At 39.8% G+C, this 19235-nt stretch carries 18 protein-coding genes; 8 read left to right on the plus strand and 10 right to left on the minus strand.

Features of this window, described 5'->3' with window-relative positions; genetic code table 11:
• Window position 1: 1 nt before the first annotated feature.
• The 3 genes from rlmD to cysM all read right to left on the minus strand — a co-directional run bounded on the left by rlmD (window position 2) and on the right by cysM (window position 3227).
• Window positions 2-1411, minus strand: coding sequence for a 23S rRNA (uracil(1939)-C(5))-methyltransferase RlmD (gene rlmD, locus MKL32_RS11245; RefSeq protein WP_204378891.1), 1410 nt, complete (start codon window positions 1409-1411; stop codon window positions 2-4).
• A 9-nt stretch (window positions 1412-1420) separates the two neighbouring features.
• Window positions 1421-2242: a 3'-5' exonuclease gene (locus MKL32_RS11250; protein ID WP_004906686.1), complete on the minus strand. Its 822-nt coding sequence runs from the start codon at window positions 2240-2242 to the stop codon at window positions 1421-1423.
• A 61-nt stretch (window positions 2243-2303) separates the two neighbouring features.
• A complete protein-coding gene (gene cysM, locus MKL32_RS11255; RefSeq protein ID WP_204378892.1) occupies window positions 2304-3227 on the minus strand; it encodes a cysteine synthase CysM in 924 nt (307 codons plus the stop codon).
• 148 nt (window positions 3228-3375) lie between these two features.
• Here cysM and MKL32_RS11260 point away from each other — a divergent pair, with 148 nt between their 5' ends.
• From MKL32_RS11260 to rsfS, 5 genes are all read left to right on the plus strand, one after another.
• The gene (locus tag MKL32_RS11260; RefSeq protein ID WP_005403719.1) at window positions 3376-6186 is read left to right on the plus strand and encodes a GacS-like sensor histidine kinase; all 2811 of its coding nucleotides are present in this window, start codon (window positions 3376-3378) and stop codon (window positions 6184-6186) included.
• 75 nt (window positions 6187-6261) lie between these two features.
• Complete coding sequence (locus MKL32_RS11265) at window positions 6262-7050, plus strand: crotonase/enoyl-CoA hydratase family protein (protein ID WP_004906675.1); 789 nt, start codon at window positions 6262-6264, stop codon at window positions 7048-7050.
• Between the two features lie 21 nt (window positions 7051-7071).
• Window positions 7072-7938 carry an NAD(P)-dependent oxidoreductase gene (locus MKL32_RS11270; RefSeq protein ID WP_204378893.1) on the plus strand — a complete coding sequence of 289 codons (867 nt, stop codon included), beginning with the start codon at window positions 7072-7074 and terminating at the stop codon, window positions 7936-7938.
• A gap of 24 nt (window positions 7939-7962) precedes the next feature.
• Window positions 7963-8757 carry a hydroxypyruvate isomerase family protein gene (locus tag MKL32_RS11275; protein WP_042891691.1) on the plus strand — a complete coding sequence of 265 codons (795 nt, stop codon included), beginning with the start codon at window positions 7963-7965 and terminating at the stop codon, window positions 8755-8757.
• 81 nt (window positions 8758-8838) lie between these two features.
• A complete protein-coding gene (gene rsfS, locus MKL32_RS11280; protein WP_004906669.1) occupies window positions 8839-9237 on the plus strand; it encodes a ribosome silencing factor in 399 nt (132 codons plus the stop codon).
• A 40-nt stretch (window positions 9238-9277) separates the two neighbouring features.
• Here rsfS and MKL32_RS11285 read toward each other — a convergent pair whose 3' ends face one another.
• Both MKL32_RS11285 and MKL32_RS11290 read right to left on the minus strand, forming a co-directional pair.
• Window positions 9278-9904 (minus strand): hypothetical protein, encoded by a 627-nt coding sequence (locus MKL32_RS11285; RefSeq protein ID WP_125272174.1) that lies wholly within the window; start codon window positions 9902-9904, stop codon window positions 9278-9280.
• Window positions 9905-9918: 14 nt separating this feature from the next.
• Entirely contained in the window at window positions 9919-11241 is a 1323-nt protein-coding gene (locus tag MKL32_RS11290) for an ammonium transporter (protein WP_125272175.1), read from the minus strand.
• A gap of 296 nt (window positions 11242-11537) precedes the next feature.
• Between MKL32_RS11290 and MKL32_RS11295 the strand changes: the two genes are divergently transcribed.
• Window positions 11538-12359 (plus strand): SDR family NAD(P)-dependent oxidoreductase, encoded by an 822-nt coding sequence (locus MKL32_RS11295; RefSeq protein ID WP_004960751.1) that lies wholly within the window; start codon window positions 11538-11540, stop codon window positions 12357-12359.
• 63 nt (window positions 12360-12422) lie between these two features.
• Here the strand turns inward: MKL32_RS11295 and MKL32_RS11300 are convergent, their stop codons facing one another.
• From MKL32_RS11300 to soxR, 4 genes are all read right to left on the minus strand, one after another.
• The gene (locus MKL32_RS11300) at window positions 12423-13877 is read right to left on the minus strand and encodes an NAD(P)(+) transhydrogenase (Re/Si-specific) subunit beta (protein ID WP_004960756.1); all 1455 of its coding nucleotides are present in this window, start codon (window positions 13875-13877) and stop codon (window positions 12423-12425) included.
• Between the two features lie 3 nt (window positions 13878-13880).
• Complete coding sequence (locus tag MKL32_RS11305; protein WP_004681730.1) at window positions 13881-14204, minus strand: proton-translocating transhydrogenase family protein; 324 nt, start codon at window positions 14202-14204, stop codon at window positions 13881-13883.
• Between the two features lie 11 nt (window positions 14205-14215).
• Window positions 14216-15343, minus strand: a complete 1128-nt coding sequence (locus tag MKL32_RS11310; protein WP_004906659.1) for a Re/Si-specific NAD(P)(+) transhydrogenase subunit alpha — start codon at window positions 15341-15343, stop codon at window positions 14216-14218.
• A 699-nt stretch (window positions 15344-16042) separates the two neighbouring features.
• Entirely contained in the window at window positions 16043-16531 is a 489-nt protein-coding gene (gene soxR, locus MKL32_RS11315) for a redox-sensitive transcriptional activator SoxR (RefSeq protein ID WP_270900545.1), read from the minus strand.
• Between the two features lie 50 nt (window positions 16532-16581).
• On the opposite strand from soxR, the gene MKL32_RS11320 reads away from it, so the two are divergent.
• Both MKL32_RS11320 and MKL32_RS11325 read left to right on the plus strand, forming a co-directional pair.
• On the plus strand, window positions 16582-17022 hold the full coding sequence (locus MKL32_RS11320; RefSeq protein ID WP_212388897.1) for a RidA family protein: 441 nt from the start codon (window positions 16582-16584) through the stop codon (window positions 17020-17022).
• A 19-nt stretch (window positions 17023-17041) separates the two neighbouring features.
• The gene (locus MKL32_RS11325; protein ID WP_270900546.1) at window positions 17042-18241 is read left to right on the plus strand and encodes an MFS transporter; all 1200 of its coding nucleotides are present in this window, start codon (window positions 17042-17044) and stop codon (window positions 18239-18241) included.
• Between the two features lie 231 nt (window positions 18242-18472).
• Here the strand turns inward: MKL32_RS11325 and MKL32_RS11330 are convergent, their stop codons facing one another.
• Entirely contained in the window at window positions 18473-19219 is a 747-nt protein-coding gene (locus tag MKL32_RS11330; protein WP_004912080.1) for an IS5 family transposase, read from the minus strand.
• Window positions 19220-19235 lie beyond the last annotated feature (16 nt).

Below are 19235 nucleotides of genomic sequence, written 5' to 3' on the forward strand. Positions count from 1 at the left end.
TCTAATCGTTTATCTCTTGGGTCTTTTCAAGCTGTTCAATTTTTTCAAATAAGGCAATTGACTCAACATGTTCAGTATGGGTAAACATGTCCATCACTGCCGCTTTTTTAAGTTGATAGCCATATTGTGCCAGTACACCTGCATCCCTTGCCAGTGTCGAAGGATTACATGAAACATAAACGATTCTTTTCGCTCCAAAATTAGGTACGTATTGCATAACCTCATAAGCACCTGATCGTGGAGGATCAATTAATAATGCATCAAATCCTTGCTTTGCCCAAGAATGATGCGAAAAGTCTTTTGTTAAATCTTGTGAAAAGAAGCTGGCTTGAGTCAAATAATTTGCTTGCGCATTTTCAGTTGCTCGTTCAACCATCTCATCACTTGCTTCAACACCGATGACTCGACCCGTTTCACCCACACAGCGTGCTAAAGGTAAAGAGAAATTACCTAACCCACAAAACAGATCAAGTACTCGCTCACCCTCTTTCAAATCAAGCAATTCACATGCCAACTGAACCATACGCGCATTCACATGGCTATTCACTTGAGTAAAATCTAAAGGCGAAAATGCAAACTTCACCTTAAAATCCTCAAGACTATAATGTAAACGCATAGGTGCATGTTCATCGTCAACTCGATGCAAACTGTCTATACCTTTTGGTTGAAAGTATAACTGCCATCCCTTGAGTAACGTAAATTGACGCAATTGGTTGACATCCGACACATTTAATTCATCCAAGTGACGAATTAATAACGCGACCTCATCATCACCCATCGCCAATTCTATATGACCGATGTGGGCTTTGCCTGTTAGACTTTCGAGTAAAGTTTTTAGTTCTACCAACGAATCTGACAAAACCTGATCTAAGACTTTGCATTGCTGTATATCAGTCAAATGGTTGCTGTGATGCTCTCGAAACCCCATCACTAGTCGATTTTGTTTTGGAATATATCGCACGCCAATGCGAGCACGGCGACGATAATCTGTTTTGACCGAACGAATTGGAGCTAACCATTCTTCTGGTTGTAAACCGGCAAAATGTTCTAAATGTGACTTCAATACATTTTGCTTTAACACTATCTGTTGATCTGGATGAATATGTTGCAAACTACATCCACCACACACACCAAAATGTGCGCACACAGGTACAACTCGTTGCTCCGAAGCATCACTTTCTAGTGTGATCATTTCCGCTTCTTCTAAACGTGTGGTTTGGTTGGTAATTTTTGCTTTTACCGTCTCACCCACCAGAGCATAACGAATAAACACTTTCTTACCATGCTTTTCTTTAGGATGGTCAGGATGTGTTCCATAGTGCGCTATACCACGCCCTTCGTGCGAAAAAGCTTCAATATCGAAGGTGTAAATCGGATGCTGAACGGGACGTTTTTTTGCTTTATGCTTCAAAAGATCAACCTAATTTTTTTGCGCAAACGTATCTGCGGTGAATACAGTATATTGCGATGTCTGCTGCCATACCTGTAAAAATTCTGTCTGTTGCGTTTGAGTTTGTAAATAATCAATAGTTGATTGAATCAACTGTTGATGATCAAGTTGATTTAATTGACCTTTCAACAATAACCAACGCAAATAAACCAACCATGTATTTAAGACATCGCCTTCGCAATAACTGGTCAGTTTCAACCACTGTGCCGAGCGCACATACTCTGGTACATGATAACCTGATTCACCACGCTTGCCTGGGAAGCCAAGTAAACAGGCAATATCATCAAGCTTCTGGAAATTGCGACCATTAAACATCGCCATCACATCCATCAAATCTACATGACGCTGGTGATAACGATTTTGGTAGTTATTATACCGCTTCTGGTTATCAATTTCGCCTTGATCAAACAAACTTGGAGCAGATAAACCATGATACATCGCCCTAAATAAAATAACGGGCAAATCAAACTGCGAACCATTCCAACTGATCAACGTAGGCTGTTTTTTATCAAAAATTGATAAAAATTTAGTCAACATTTCTGCTTCAGAGTTATTTTCCTGACTAAATGAAAAAAGTCGAAACCCTTTTTCATCAATCCATAATCCTGAAATACAAACGATCTCATGTAATGGAAGTCGCTGAAAATCCATACCAGATTCTTGACGACGAATTTTTGTAAGCGCTTGCTCCACATCAGTATCAGGTAAATCTAAATGATAAAGATGGGCCCCTGCCTTTAGATCAGTCAGTGTTTCAATATCAAAAACTAAAATTGGAAAACGTAAGTTCATCGGAATCTCGCTCAATCCCTCCCAACCTCTCTTTTGCAAAGAGAGGGGCTAGGCGGAGATTTTAATCTTGTACGGAGAATAATCCCGTTGATAAATAACGATCACCGCGATCACAGATAATACATACAATCACTGCATCAGGATTTTCTTCTGCGATTTTAATAGATGCCCACACTGCGCCACCCGATGATGTACCAGCACTGATACCTTCATGGCGAGCGAGCTTACGCATAGTTCGCTCAGCTTCAATTTGTGGAATATCTATAATACGATCAACTCGACTACGATCAAAAATAGTTGGTAAGTACTCTTCTGGCCAACGACGGATTCCAGCAATACTTGAACCATCAGACGGCTGTAGGCCTACAATTTGAATATCAGGATTTTGTTCTTTTAAATATTTGGAAACACCCATGATGGTACCCGTAGTTCCCATTGAGCTTACAAAATGGGTGATTTTCCCACCTGTTTGTTTCCAAATTTCAGGACCTGTCGTGAGATAATGTGCTTCCACGTTATCTGGATTACCAAACTGGTTCAGCACCAAGCCCTCACCTTCAGCTTGCATTTGCATCGCGAGATCACGAGCACCTTCCATACCTTGTTTCTGAGTCACTTCAATTAACTCAGCACCATACGCAGACATCGCGTCTTTACGCTCTTGGCTCATATTGTTTGGCATGATCAGTTTCATTTTATAGCCGCGCATTGCCGCAACCATCGCAAGTGCAATACCTGTGTTTCCACTGGTTGCCTCAATCAAAGTATCACCAGGCTTAATTTTTCCACGCTTTTCAGCTTGGATAATCATGTTATAAGCAGGACGGTCTTTCACTGATCCAGCAGGATTGTTGCCTTCTAATTTTGCTAATACCGTGGCTTGAGTATGACTCGCTAAACGCTGTAAACGCACCAAGGGGCTTTTACCGACATAATAATCCAGTAAAAATTCTTCTGCTAAAAAATCAGTTTGCGTATTCGTCATGATCGACACCGATATTAAGGTGGCGACTATTGTATGAAAAAAACCAAAATACTGCACCTTTTCAATATGCTTTTTATTGGCTGGTAAATGCCTCGCTTTTCTCAAAGCATGATAAGATGTTTCGCAGAATGATAAATCTGACCGCACTATGTCAAATTTCAATAAAACCCTATCAAAGCGTTTACGGCTGAATCATGCTTACGGACAGTTGATCGCACTGATTTTAGTGCCGATTGCGGTATTGACCAGCGTTGGAATTCTTTGGGTCTTATCAGAAACGACGAACTCAGCAAAACAACAACAACGTTCAGATGCTTCTGCAATCTTAGCTCGATATCATCAAACTGCCGCAGATTTACTGAGACTGGTGCAAGAACGTCCTGATCAATATTATCGTGCTCAAAACATCATGCAAAAGATGTTTAATGAGAAGAACTTACAACGAGCCGTTTTGATTGATAGTCAAGGACAAACCTATCTTAGCGTCGGCTATCAAAACAATCGTTTCTGGCCAACTTTCCCAAATAACAGTAATTTTTTTGGACCAATACAACACAATCACAACAGCATTTACGGTACAAAAATTAAAAGTGATGCTACCAATCCAGTTTGGTTGATGGTTGAGCTCGATAATCATCCTCTAGAACTGGCTCGCTATAAGATTTTATTATCACTAGTCGTAACAGGTCTGATCACCTTACTCATTCTATTGTTCTGCTTAAATGTATTTTCACGACGTTGGTTAGCTCCACTGTATGAAATACGAATGCAAATGCAACGCTTAAATGCAGATACATTAGATCAACATATTGTAGTGAACAGTACTGGTGAGCTACGTTTATTGCAGCGAGATATAGCCAACGTTGTTAAACGCCTACACTTCAGTTTCTTGGAACTTAAAGAACATACTGAACAGACAGAAGAAGATTTACGCCGCACCTTAGATACCTTAGAAGTCCAAAACATTACCTATCGTCAGGCACGTGACCAAGCAATTTCATCAAATCAATCAAAATCTGTTTTCCTTGCCAATATCAGCCATGAGCTGAGAACACCACTAAATAGTATTGATGGTTTTATTCATTTATTACTCCGCCAACAAAATTTGAGTAATGAACAAAACCTTTATCTTCAAACTATACGCAAGTCATCTGCACATCTATTGGCACTCATTAATGACGTACTGGACTTTTCTAAAATTGATGCAGGAAAACTAGAACTCGAAACTGCACCTTTTGACCTAGAAGAAGCTATTTTTGATGTTATGGATATGCTTTCGCCTTTGGCTGCACAAAAACATATCAACATGGCGTTCTACTATGCTGAAAATATCCCACAACACGTTGTAGGCGATGCATTACGCTTTAAACAAATTCTGACTAACCTCATCTCAAATGCAATTAAATTCACCCCCGATGGTGAAATCATCGTGCGCGTTCGAATGGAGGATGATGAAATTGGTCAATGTTTACTACATTTCAGTGTTCAAGATAGCGGGATTGGTCTAAGTGGGACCGATCGTAAAAAATTATTTGAATCATTCTCGCAAGGTGATGCATCCGTCACACGCCAATTTGGTGGTACAGGTCTTGGGTTAGCAATTTCCAAACAATTAGTACACTTAATGCATGGTCACATCGGCTTCGAGGATAATCAAGAACGCGCACCGACAGAAAAAGGATCAACCTTTTGGTTCACGGCGCTGTTTAAAGTTGAAGAGCAAGATGAATATGTTGAGCATCCACACTTTGAGCACTTGCAAGTGGTGTCTTATCTCGCCCACCCTGCAACAGCAAGTGTTTTACGTTCATATTTAGAAAACTATCATGTCTCACATATTGAAACCCAATCAATTCTGGATCTATTCAGTCGCTTAAATCATTTAAGCCAACAAGATAATACATGGTTGATCGTTGATCACAGTGGCGATACAGAAGCATTGCTCAAAGAAATCCGTCAACGTTATAGCGGCAATTTAGCTGTGTATGGATATCAAATGAGCCTAGAACCAAATATGCTCAATGAATACCGCGCTCGACCACTTTATCAGCCATTGAGTCGTCGTGAACTTGTACAGCTCCTGAGCAACCAACCGATCTTCGAACAAGAGCCTGAAGACTTTAATGGTCAAGGGTTGCATGTTTTAGCCGTTGATGACCACTTACCAAACCTCATAGTTCTTGAAGCCTTACTTGGTGAGTTAAATGTCACCACAACCAAAGCATTGAGTGGTCAAAAAGCTATTGACCTGATTCAAGAACGCATCGAGCAAAAACTTCCGCCTTTTGATCTTGTGTTCATGGACATTCAAATGCCTGTGATGTCAGGGATAGATACCACGAGAGCGATTCGCTCATTAGAATCAACCTTAGATTCAGGTATGCAACTCCCAATCATTGCTCTTACAGCACACGCTTTAGCGGATGAAAAACAAAAGCTACTCAAAGTGGGTATGAATGATTACGTCACCAAACCTATTCAAATGGAACAAATCATTCAAATCCTTACCCATTGGACAAAGAATAATTTTAGTTCTCAAACTCAAGTGAATGAGCAGAAACGTCCTGTTGAATCGATTGACCCGCAAATTCTAAATTGGCAACAAAGCATTCAACTTGCCGCTAATAAAGAAGATCTCGCTCAAGACCTACTCAATATGTTAGTCGATAGCTTTGATACTGAACTAGCAGAAATGCAACAGTTAATCGAACTTGAAGATTTCCCTCAGTTGGAACATGTCTTGCACCGCTTATATGGTGCAACACGTTATGTTGGCACACCTAACCTGCAACGTGTTTCTGGTGAATTTGAGCAATTTATTTCGACACTGCGAAAGGAGCGTAGAAAAGCGGATGATGCATTTATTCGTGAAACAAAACATCGCTTTAATGAACTTAACATGGCAATCGAACAAGTCAAGCTAGCTGCTAATCTGGTTTTACACTCTCATGACATTTAGCGTGACTGTTGTGTCATGTTTCCACTCTGGGACTCATGCTATGCTGACTTATCGCACACAATAAGAGTTAAGCAAATGTCGCTTTTACGTATTGAGAAAAACAACGGAATTGCAACGGTTTATCTAAACCGTCCAGACAAACGTAATGCAATGAGTTTTGCATTATTAAAAGAACTTGTTTCCACTGCAAAAAAAATCGAAAAAGATCGCTCGATTCGTTGTGTCATTTTGACAGGTGAAGCACATGTCTTCAGTGCTGGGATTGACTTATCCGACCTGAACAATCCCAAAAATACGGCATTTGCAGCGTGGGAACTGATCAAGCCAGGGCAAAGCTTATTCCAAAAAGCATTTCTTATTTGGCAAAATCTTCCGATCCCAGTCATTGCTGCGATTGAGGGATATTGTTTTGGTGCAGGAATGCAGCTCGCTCTTGCTGCTGATATTCGTATTGCAACACCTAACACCCAAATGTCTATTATGGAAAGTCGTTGGGGATTAGTACCAGACATGGGTTTAACACGTTCATTAAAAGGTTTGATCGGTGTTGATTTAGCGAAAGAACTCACACTCACTGCACGTATCTTTGATGCAGAATATGCAAAAAATATCGGTTTAGTGACTCATCTTGATCAAGATCCTTTAGCAAAAGCACATGTGATTGCTCAAGAAATGCTGCAACGCTCACCAGATGCATTAATGGCAGCAAAACGAGTGCTCGACGCCATGGAGCACCAACCAGAAAAAGCATTACGCCTTGAAAAATTATGGCAACTCAAACTGTTATTAGGTAAAAATAGTGCCCTCGCTCGTAAGAAAGATAAGAACCCTGAAGTTCAATTCTTACCTCGTCAATACAAGTAATTATGATCTGAGTATTTTCACATGCATGTTAATCAGCAAACACCAATCGCATTCTTAGGAATGGGGTTAATGGGAACGCGTATGGCAATCCGATTACTCCAAGCAGGTTATAAAGTCGCTGTTTGGAATCGAAGTCCACATGCATGTGATTCAATCATTCAACAAGGTGCGATTGCACTCGACTTAGAACAAATAAATGAATATCCCGTTATTCTAATCTGTTTGGCTGATGACTCTGCCGTCGAAAGTGTTTTCAGCAAAATTCAACCTCATTTAGCCGCAGGACAGATTCTTGTCGATTTCTCAAGCTTGTCTGTCTCAGCAACACAAAATTTAGCTCGGGCTGCCCAAGAAAAAAAACTAACATGGATTGACTCACCCGTTTCAGGTGGGACTGCAGGCGCTGAACAAGGGACACTGGTCATCTTTGCAGGTGGAGATGAACAAACCATCCAGCAACTTGCTCCGATATACCAAGTATTATCACAACGTGTCACTCGTATGGGGGCATCTGGCACTGGTCAAGCAACCAAAATATGTAATCAATTAATCGTTGCTGCAAATAGCACCTTGATTGCAGAAGCTGTCGCTTTAGCAGACCAAGCAGGTGTTGACACCCAACTACTTGCCCCTGCTCTTGCAGGCGGTTTCGCCGACTCAAAACCATTTCAAATACTTGCACCACGAATGGCAACTCATACATTCGAACCCGTGCAATGGAAAGTGCAAACTTTATCAAAAGATTTAAATAATGCGCTAAAACTAGCTCAAAGTTTTGACTTAACAATACCTGTTGCACAAAAAGCTCTATTACAGTTACAAGCTCACCAAGAAAATGGCTTTGCTGAGAAGGATTTAGCGACTATCATTCAATATATAGAACAATAAAGTATTAATTCAAGGAGATTGAACATGAGCCGACTTGCAGTCAATTTATCCATGATTTTTACTGAAGTACCTTTGATAGAACGATTCGAACTCGCTCGAAATCATGGTTTTCAACATGTTGAAATTCAATTTCCATACGAATTAGACATCCTAGACATTCAAACTCAGCTTGAACAACATGGGTTATCACTTTGCTTAATTAACGTTCCAGCTGGGGATCTTATGCAAGGTGGTGATGGTCTTGCAGGGGTGCCAGGTCAGGAAATCGCTTTTCATCACGCACTTGAATTAGCCATCAAATATGCAAAAGCACTCAAGGTACCAAGTGTCAACATTTTGGCAGGTAAGCAACCTTTGGATGCAGACCTTTTACCTTGCCTAAACACGTTATCAAGCAACTTAAAACTTGCCTGCCATATGCTGACAGAACAAGGTATTACTCCTGTATTTGAAATGATTAACGGGACCGACATGCCCCGCTTTCTCGTTCAAAATATTGCTCAAGCCCAAGAAATGTTAGAAGCAGTGAACCACCCTGCGCTTAAAATGCAATACGATTGCTATCATATGGCAATGATGGGAGAAGATGTTCTAGCAGGATTGCAGGAAAATATTGATCTTATTGGACATATTCAATTTGCAGATTGTCCACATCGACATGAACCCGATACAGGTAGTATTGTTTACAAGCCTATTTTCGATTGGTTACTTCAGAGTGACTACAAAGGCTACATTGGGGCTGAATACAGACCAAAAGATCAATCAGATCAATCATTTGGATGGAAAAAAAAGTACTTCTCCAATGATGTGAATACATAAACTGTTACGGCTAAAATTTGAATTTTTTAGAGAAAAACGGTATATTTGACAATGAGCAATTGTCAGGAAAATATACCCTCTATGAATTTAGAACCATCGCCCAGCGCTTCTAATTCTCACGACCTAAAAATCCAACCATCTAATAAAGATGTACAAGCTTGTCTAAAAGTTGTACATGAAGCCCTTGCAGATGTAAAAGCCAAAGATATTTTAGAACTTGATGTAAGTTCAATCAGTAATGTTGCCGATGCAATTGTGATCGCAAGCGGCACGTCTACTCGTCATGTTAAAGCTCTTGCTGATAATGTTGCTGATGAAGCACGTAAAGCAGGTTTCCGCCCACTCGGCGTCGAAGGCGAACGAGATGCTGAATGGATCCTTATCGATCTAGGTTATGTCGTTGTACATGTAATGTTACCTACTGCCCGTAAGTTTTATGATCTTGAAAGCCTATGGCGCACTCCTGAATCAGTAGCTTAAAGCTCAAAAAAAGCGACCTTAGTAGGTCGCTTTTTTATATCTATAATAATGATGCGAGATTCACTTCAGTATAATTCTCTTTGATTTCTTGCCGTATTGCAGCATAAAGCTGATCTGCTTTAATCGGACCGTAAAAATCACAATAAACCGCATATAGCATAGTTAACATATCAGCATAATGTTGCTGTGAAATTTGCTTTAATGACTCCTGCTCTGCACCCAGAAGATAAAAATATCCAGCAAGTAATCGATGCTTCTTCATGCTTTTCTGTATTTCTTCCACAAACTCCAGATAATCATCTCGCACCACACCCTTTAATACAGCCATCACAAAATCATGAAACACTTGAAAAAGCGCATTATTATTTTCATTAATTTGAATACTAGGCTGTGTGGTGGATACTTTTTTATCTTTTACTTTAAGATGTTGCTGCTTCTCTAATATTGAGATTTCGTATAGAACTTGACGCAACATTTCTTTGCGCTGCATACGCAATTCATCATTTGAACAAATTTCACTGAGAAATCGATTCAAAACAAATGATGGCTGATGCCCATATTCACGCTCCCAATAACTTAAAGCACGCTGCAAAACAGACTCAGGTAAAAACTGAGATAAGCCTTTTTCGATTGCTAATCTTTTTTGCTCAATCGTTAATTCAGCCATAAACACAGCTCCTATTAATGACGATGCGTAATATTGTCAGCATCAAAGGTTAAATCCCTTTGAAACTCTGGATATGAAAGCTCCGCGTGCTCGGTATAATCTAGGCCTCGTTGTTCATGTTGCTGAGACACTCTCAAACCTCCAAGAACTTTGTCCAAAATCTTAAATACCAGCAATGCCAAACCAAATCCCCAAATGAATGCAGAAAAAATTCCTATGATCTGAACATACATCACATTTGCATCAAAAAGATTAGTTTCCAAAAATGCGCCAGCAGCCAATGTACCCCAAGCACCACATACGCCATGAACTGCAACCGCATCTACAACATCATCCAACTGCATTTTGACAAGAAGTTGTGGCACAAAGCTAATCAATATACCTGCGCCAACACCTGTCATAATTGCGAAAATTGGCGACATCGTGGCACAACCAGCAGTGATCGCGACCAACCCCGCCAGCGAAGCATTAATGGTATTGCGTATTAATACAGCTTTAGATCGGATCAATGCCAAAATCATATAAGTTGAAGCTGCTGCACATGCTGCTAAATGTGTATTCAACGCAATACGACCAATACTGACATTTGCTGAAACAGTTGAAGCAGCATTAAAACCAAACCAAGCAAACCACAAAATAAACCCACCTAGCGCAACTAGAGGTAAATTATGTCCAGCTAAAAAATGGCTTTGTCCTTTACGCCCAAATCGCCCTAAACGAGGACCAAGGACAATAATCCCTGCAAGAGCCACCCAACCACCGATAGAATGCACAACTGTAGAACCTGCAAAATCAATAAAGCCCATGGCTTTAAGCCAACCATCTCCCCCAAACAAACCACCCCACGCCCAACTGCCAAAAACTGGATAAATCACACCACTCACAAAAATGGCACTTACTACATAGGCAACAAAATGGATACGCTCTGCCATTGCTCCACTCGCAATGGTTGTCGCTGTCGCAGCAAACATCATTTGGAAGAAAAGCAAGTTCCAGTGCCAATCATCCATCTGATCTGGCATAAAGTGGCTCAATCCAATCCATCCTGATTGATTTAAGCCAAACATTAATCCAAATCCAAACAACCAAAATACTAAGCCCCCGATACAGGTATCCATATAGTTCTTCATCAGTACATTGACTGTATTTTTACTACGCACTGACCCACTTTCGATCAATGCAAATCCTGCCTGCATGAAAAACACCAAGATCCCCCCAATAACCACCCAAACACTATCGAGTGAAATACGAATTTCTTGAATATTCGGTGCTGTTGAGGCGGATACTGATGTTGAGAGAAATATTAAAAATGTAGAAATCAAAATTATATTTTTCATTAAATTCCCCTTAAAAGATCATTCAATCCAATGCAAGGAGAATGCCAAGATAAACATATATTTCTTTTTAGATTTTCAAGTATTTATATTTATTCAATGTAAAAAATAAAAACTTAGATATGCCATAGATATCTTGTAGAAATCACATTGAATATCAGTCTCTTCATTGACAAATACGCATCTCAAATAAATATGAATCACCTTACGCACAAAATTGACATGACAAATTGTCAAAATTAAAGCAATATAACAATGCTTTAAAGTTTTAGAAATATAAGTATTGCTGGAGCATAGAAATGAAAATTTTAATTACAGGTGCAAATACTGGGATTGGTTTCGCTACCGCTGAACAACTTGTGAAAAATGGACAACATGTCATTTTGGCTTGTCGTAACCCTCTAAAGGCACAGGCTGCACTGAAAAAGTTACGTGCATTAGACCAAGGGCAAGTGGATTTTATTTCTCTAGATTTAAATAGCCTAGAACATACACGAAAAGCAGCGGATGAAATTTCGGATCGTTATGGTGATTTAGATGTATTAATTAATAATGCAGGATTGTTTGCTAAGACCAAACAACTCACTCAAGATGGCTTTGAACAACAATTTGGTGTGAATTATCTCGGTCACTTCTTGTTGACCCAAAAGCTTCTCCCAGTTTTAGAAAAAGCACCTAAAGCTCGCATCATCCACCTTGCTTCAATTGCACATTGGGCAGGTTCAATCAAACCTAATAAATTTCGCGCAGAAGGTTTCTACAATCCGCTGTTTTATTATGGGCAATCTAAGTTAGCGAATCTTTTATTCAGTAATGCTTTAGCTGAACGTATGGCCAATAGCACCATTACCAATAATGCTTTGCATCCAGGTGGCGTTGCATCAGACATCTATCGCGAACTACCAAAGCCTGTTTATGAAGTAATGAAAATCGGTTTAGTATCCACTTCTGTTCCTGCTAAGTTAATTACAGATATGGCTATTGCAGATCATTGGGCAAATCGTAATGGTGAATATGTCAGTGCACATATGCCAGACTGGAAATCACCACACGCAAAAAATCAACAACTCGCTCGTGAACTATATGATCAATCCATGGATCTTGTTGAAAATTTTCTTTAATTGATGAGAACGAAATAAAAAAGCCACCCGAGGGTGGCTTTTACAATCTTGAGCGAGGTCAGATTAGTGACCACCACCATTGATTGCTTTCGTCATATCTTCAACAACTTTCTTCGCATCACCGAAGATCATCATTGTTTTTTCATTGTAGAACAAGTCATTGTCTAAGCCAGCATAACCTGTTGCCATAGAACGTTTGATTACCATGATTGTACGAGCTTTGTGAGCTTCAAGAATCGGCATACCATAGATTGGTGAACTTGGATCATCTTTCGCCGCTGGGTTCACTACGTCATTCGCACCAATCACAAGTACTACGTCTGTTGCAGGGAAGTCTGAGTTAATCTCATCCATCTCTAAAATGTCTTCATACGGTACATCAGCTTCTGCAAGCAATACGTTCATGTGACCAGGCATACGACCCGCAACTGGGTGAATCGCAAAGCGAACTTTTACGCCCTGTTCTTTTAAGATTTCACATAATTCTTTAACTGCATTTTGTGCACGACCTTGCGCCATACCATAACCAGGTACAATCACAACGCTGTCAGCATTTGACATCAGGAAGCCTGCGTCATCTGCTGAACCAGAACGATAGTTACGTTGAACTTGTTCGCCTTTGTCCGCTGTAGCAACTGCTGCACCACCCATCGCACCACCAAACAATACGTTGATGATTGAACGGTTCATCGCCTTACACATGATGTAAGAAAGAATCGCACCAGAGGAACCTACAAGTGAACCAGCAACGATTAACATATTGTTTTCTAGTGTGAAACCAATACCAGCTGCAGCCCAACCAGAGAATGAGTTAAGAAGCGACACCACAACTGGCATATCACCGCCACCAACTGGCGCAATCCAAACCCAACCAAATGCAAGTGCAAGTGCTGTCATCGCCCAGAAAGCAGTCATGTTATTCGTCAAGAAGAACATGATGCCTGCCGCAAGCATTGCAGCAAAGATAAGCGCTTGAACAGGTTTAACCCATGCACCAGAAATCGTTTTTGCCCATTTCTTAGCAGCTAATTTACCGTAAGCAAATACTGATGCTGTAAATGTAATCGCACCAACGAAGCAACCTACAAACAATTCAAATAAATGAACTTTGCTCATATGAGCATGCTGTACGCCAGCAGCAGTTAAAGCAGCTTCATTTTCAGCAAATAATGCTGTTAATTGATTGTTGTGTAAAATCGCAGCAATCGCAATTAATACCGCAGCCAAACCAACCAATGAGTGCATTAAAGCAACTGTTTCAGGCATTTGTGTCATCGGAACAGTTCGCGCACGAGCGATACCAACCACACCACCAAGTACCATCGCACCAACGATCATCCAAACAACTGGATGTTCTGCAACAAAGAATGTTGTCACTACAGCAATCGCCATAGCGATCATACCGTAACGGTTACCTGCGATTGCAGTTTTAGGACCTGACAAACCACGCAAAGTTAAGATAAAAAGGACGGCACCAATCAGGTAGAACCAATCCGCATAGTCTCGAATAAATTCCATCTATTAGCCCTCTTTTTTCTTTTGCTTCGGCTTGAACATTTCAAGCATACGAGCAGTTACAGCGAAGCCACCAAAAATGTTGATACTTGCCAAGAACACAGCAATTGCACCCAAGATGCTCACAACGTTTACGCTTTGGAAAGCTACATTTGCTTCAACACCAATCACAGGCATACCCACGGTTTGGATCATTGCCCCAACGATAATGATTGAAGACAATGCGTTCGTTACCGCCATAAGTGGTGTATGTAACGCAGGTGTTACTCCCCAAACTACGTAGTAACCTACGAAGATGGCAAGGACGAAAATTGTAATCGTTTCAACCATGAGAACTCTCCTTAACCGCGCTTGAGCAGTACTTGACCGCCATGAGTCACGAGTAACGCTTTTTGGATTTCATCTTCTTGATTGATCGCAAAGTTTTTGTCTTTGTCGAATAATGTTTCAAGGAAGTTGAAAACGTTACGTGCATACAATGCAGATGCTTCTGTTGCAACTGTGCCTGGAATATTTGGGATACCCAAAATTTTCACGCCATTTTCAGTAACAACAGTCTCGCCTTCTTTAGAACCTTCAACGTTACCACCAGTTTCAACAGCCATATCTAAGATGACAGAACCTGGTTTCATTTTGGCAACAGTTTCAGCTTTGATCAGACGTGGAGCATTACGACCTGGAATCAATGCAGTCGTGATTACGATATCAGCATTTGATACAGCTTTATCTACAATCGCAGCTTGATCTTTGATGTATTGCTCACCAGGCTGCCAACCGTATCCGCTTTTCGCAGCTTCAGCAGCACGTTGTTTTTCTTCATCGGACATTGGTACGTCTAACCATTTACCGCCTAAAGACTCAACCTGCTCTTTTGCTGTTGGACGTAAGTCTGTTGCTTCTACAACTGCACCTAAACGTTTTGCAGTCGCAATGGCTTGAAGACCTGCAACACCAACACCCATGATCACAACACGTGCAGGTTTTACGGTACCCGCAGCAGTCATTAACATTGGGAACATACGTTGATATTCAGCCGCTGCTAACAATACAGATTTATAACCTGCCAAGTTTGCTTGTGAAGAAAGTACATCCATATTTTGTGCACGAGAAAGTGTACGTGGAAGTAACTCTAATGCAAAAGCAGACACTTGCTGAGTAGCAAACTGGTCTAATTCTGGATTGCGGTAAGGGTCAAACATTGCTACTACAGTAGTGTTAGCCGCAAGCTTTTGAATCTCGTCACCTTTCGGAGCACGTACTTTCAAAATAATTTGGCTACCTGTATATGCATCGTCCGTAATGGTTGCGCCAACTTGTTCATAAGCACTGTCAATATACGCAGCTTTAACACCAGCACCACGTTCAATGACAACGCTATGACCTGCGTTAATCAACTTCTTTACTGTCTCAGGTGTAGCAGCTACACGACTTTCACCGACGACAGTTTCGGTTGGGATTCCGATCTGCATGAGCGTTCCTCAAGCTAGTTTTTCTTAAGTAAACATCGCTGATAGCAATGTTTCCCCCAGGAGTATTCTTTGTAGAATTTTGGATTCTAATGGAAGTTTTTTAAAATTCCACCCAATATTTATTTAATAAATACCTATATTTTGAACTGGTGATTCATATTTGTATTTAAACCTTGTATGCTCAGCACGTTTGTCTTCCCGTTAAGCAATGATTCAAATTTATACAAACAAAATAATTCGATTTGATTATTATCAATACAGCTCAATTCTTGCCTAAGCTTTTATTGATATAAAAGCCTGTATAGCGATATCTCATAAATAAACTAAAACCCGCTCTCACTATCTCTGATACATAAAGATCACAGCTCATCTCTGAATGATTCGATTTGCTTATGTACGTATCAATTGATTAGGTCAATTTGCATCTTAATCATGCATTTAATGATAAGGATTGGCTTCTTTAAAAGTTTTACTGGTTTTAAATGCGACTTTTCTATCAATTTATCTGATAACAACAGCTTATTTCGCTTTCACTTGATTCATTTTTCTTAAGATTGGGTTGATCTCACTATGCAAAAAAAGATTGGAAAACTAAAAAAGAAATGTAAAAAGTTTAAATGGCATTTTCTCAAGTGATATTTATGGGAGATTGTCTTACTAAAAGCACCATATTGCACAATTTTAGTGCAAAAATAGACATTATGTTGAATTATCAATGTCATCTTGATTCATCAAAAACAAAATTTTTTGAAAATGTGCTCCCATTGCTTCTTCAGCAAGACAATCGTCAGGGTTTCGTAAAGGACATTGTTCCAGAGATAAGCACCCACATCCAATACATTGATCTAACTGCTGTCGCAATTGGAGTAACATCATAATTTGTTGATCCAGTTGTCCTTGCCACTGTTGAGACATGATTTGCCAATCTTTTTTTGTCGCACTGCGATGTTTAGGTAAAGTTTCGAAGGTTTGCTTGATTTGTTGTAATGATATTCCAACTTGCTGCGCTGTTTTAATAATAGCAATACGTCTCAGCATTGCCCTTTGATAACGATGCTGATTACCTGTGGTTCGTATCCCCCAAATTAATTCTTTTTCCTCATAAAAGCGAATGGCTGGAACACTTACACCGCTTCGCTTTGCAAGCTCACCTATGGTTAGCCAACTTGGAGATTGTTGTTTTTTCAAAATCTGCTTGACCACTAGTTAACTTGAGCTTTGATACTAACATTTTTAGAATTTCTACGAACGGTTTAGTCGTAAAAGATTCAGATTCTCTCGCATTCAAACTCATTAATCCTAATGGGCTGTATGATCCTAGCCTAAATGGATATAGTCACATTGCTGTCGTTCAGCCTAATATGAAGATCATTCATATCTCAGGGCAAGGCGGAGAAAATAATAAAGGTGAACTTTCACAGAATTTTGACCAACAAGTACAACAAGTCTTTTATAATATTCAAACAGCACTCAATTCAGTACAAGCACAGCTCAAAGATATTGCTGTTTTGCGCGTGTTAATTGTCAATCACAATGCTGAAAAGCTACATTTGCTCACACAGACTATCCAACACTTTTGGAAAAATGCTGCATTTCCTGCATGTACGCTCATTCCCGTGCCTTGTTTAGCGTTGGAAGGTATGCAAATTGAAATCGAAGCAACTGCATATACTATGTAAACCAGTTTAAGAGAACATTATGCCTAACACTCAAGATATTAGTGAAAATAAAGCCTTACTCTGGTTTATGGCGGCTGCATGTGGTTTATGTGCTGGTGCAAACTATTATAGTCAACCACTGATCCACTCCATACAGCAGTATTTCTCTGTTAGTCAGAGCCAAGCTGCTCTAACAGTTACCTTTGCCCAAGTTTCTTATGCTCTCGGTTTACTTTTTATTGTCCCTATGGGCGATGTGGTGAATAAAACCAAATTTATTCCACTCTTAATGAGCTTATGTGCAGCGGGATTGTTTATCAGTGCGTTCTCTGTGAACTTACCGATGCTTTGGGTCGGTACCATTATGGCCGGATTATTTTCTGTAGCAGCACAAGTATTGATACCGTTGGCAACGATGACTGTTCAACCTGAGAAAACAGGTGAAGTTGTAGGTTTTTTAATGAGTGGGCTATTGGTCGGCATCCTTTTGTCGACCAGCTTAGCTGGCTTATTCTCGAACTTGTTTCACTGGAAGGTAATTTATATCTTCAGTGGAATTTTGATGCTGTTTCTTGCCTTTGCACTTAAAAGCCGTCTGCCATACGTCATGAAGATGAAACTGAATTATGGGCAAGTATTTGTTTCAATGGGGCAACTATTAAAACAAGAAAAACGTTTAGTGCTGAGAGCGCTGACAGGTGGTTTTGCTTTTGCAGCAGTGAGTATCTTGTACTCAACGATTGCTTTACTACTTAGCTCTGCACATCAATTACCTGATTTATTTATTGGTATGGTGACTTTATTTGGTATTTTTGGTGCTTTATCAACCCAATATATTGGTAAATATGCGGATCAGGGATTTACCAATCAACTCACTTGGATGGGTTGTGGATTGTTTATCTTAAGTTGGATATTTTTTTATTTTGGTCAGCTCTATTTATTTAGCTATATCTTGGGTTTTGCACTGATTCAGTTGGCGCTTGCATTGGTCCACACAAGCAATCAAAGCATAATCTTTCGCTTACGCCCTGATGCAAAATCACGTATTAATGCCATTTATATGACTGCTTATTTTACCGGTGGCGCGTGCGGTTCTGCTTTAGGAATTTTTGCATGGAACCATGGTGGTTGGACGATGACTTGCTTTGCAGGTATTGGCTTAGTGCTAGCATGTATGATCTTTAGCTTATTAGATTTACTACTCACTCGAAAAACACTGCAATGCATCAACTTTAGATAAACCAATATTTAGATTTCTCAAGGATGAAGATGATTGGTGAATTTTTCGTAAAAATCGTATAATGCTGCCCTTTCTTTTCTTGTCCACATCCGAGAATATTTTATGCAACCACTTGAATCATTAAAGCCACGTATTTCCGTTGCCCCGATGATGGATTGGATCAACAATATTAAGTAAATATTGAATATCAAATGGTTAGGGTCTGTTGACATTTACTGTTCATAATTAAACCTATAAAGGTAGCCATAAAAATATACAGGCTAAGGCAACAGCACTTTGATAATTTCTTTTGAGCTTGTCATATCGAGTAGCTATCCCTCTAAATTGTTTTAATCTACAAAACATATTTTCAACTAAATGCCTGATTTTATATAAATACCAGTCCATATGATCATTGTTCGATTGGCTATTTATTTTCTTTGGTATATTCGCTTTTGTTCCTGTTTTTCTGATCTGCTCACGCAGTGGTTCTGAATCATAGCCTTTATCTGCGCATACCACTTCTGTCTCTTTTAAATCTAATGTTGCTATTAAATCAGGTGCAACTTTGATGTCATGTGTAGTGCCATCGGTAATCATGAAATCAATAGGATTGCCATGTGAATCAACAATCAAATGTATTTTTGAGGAGTTTCCTCCTACACTTTTAGAAATGGATTGATTCGCTATACCGGCAGAATGTTGATGAGCACGTACGTGAGAGCCATCAATAAAAATCCACTCCATATCGGGGCATGATGCTAATAATTTGAATAATCTAAGCAACTTACCGCTGCTTGACCAACGATTAAAACGTTTGAAAATAGAGTTTGATTGACCGAAATAGGAAGGAATATCTCGCCACGGACAGCCTGTTCTAATTCTATAGAGAATAGCTTCAATAAAATTACGTAAATTTGAGTTGTGATGAATAGATAAATTACGCAAAATAGTTTTCAACTTTTGCCAGTGTTGATCTGTCAGCATGGTACGAGGCATAGCGAATAGTAAAATT

The organism is Acinetobacter sp. AOR34_HL (genome assembly GCF_027854795.1).
Lineage (GTDB): Bacteria > Pseudomonadota > Gammaproteobacteria > Pseudomonadales > Moraxellaceae > Acinetobacter > Acinetobacter junii.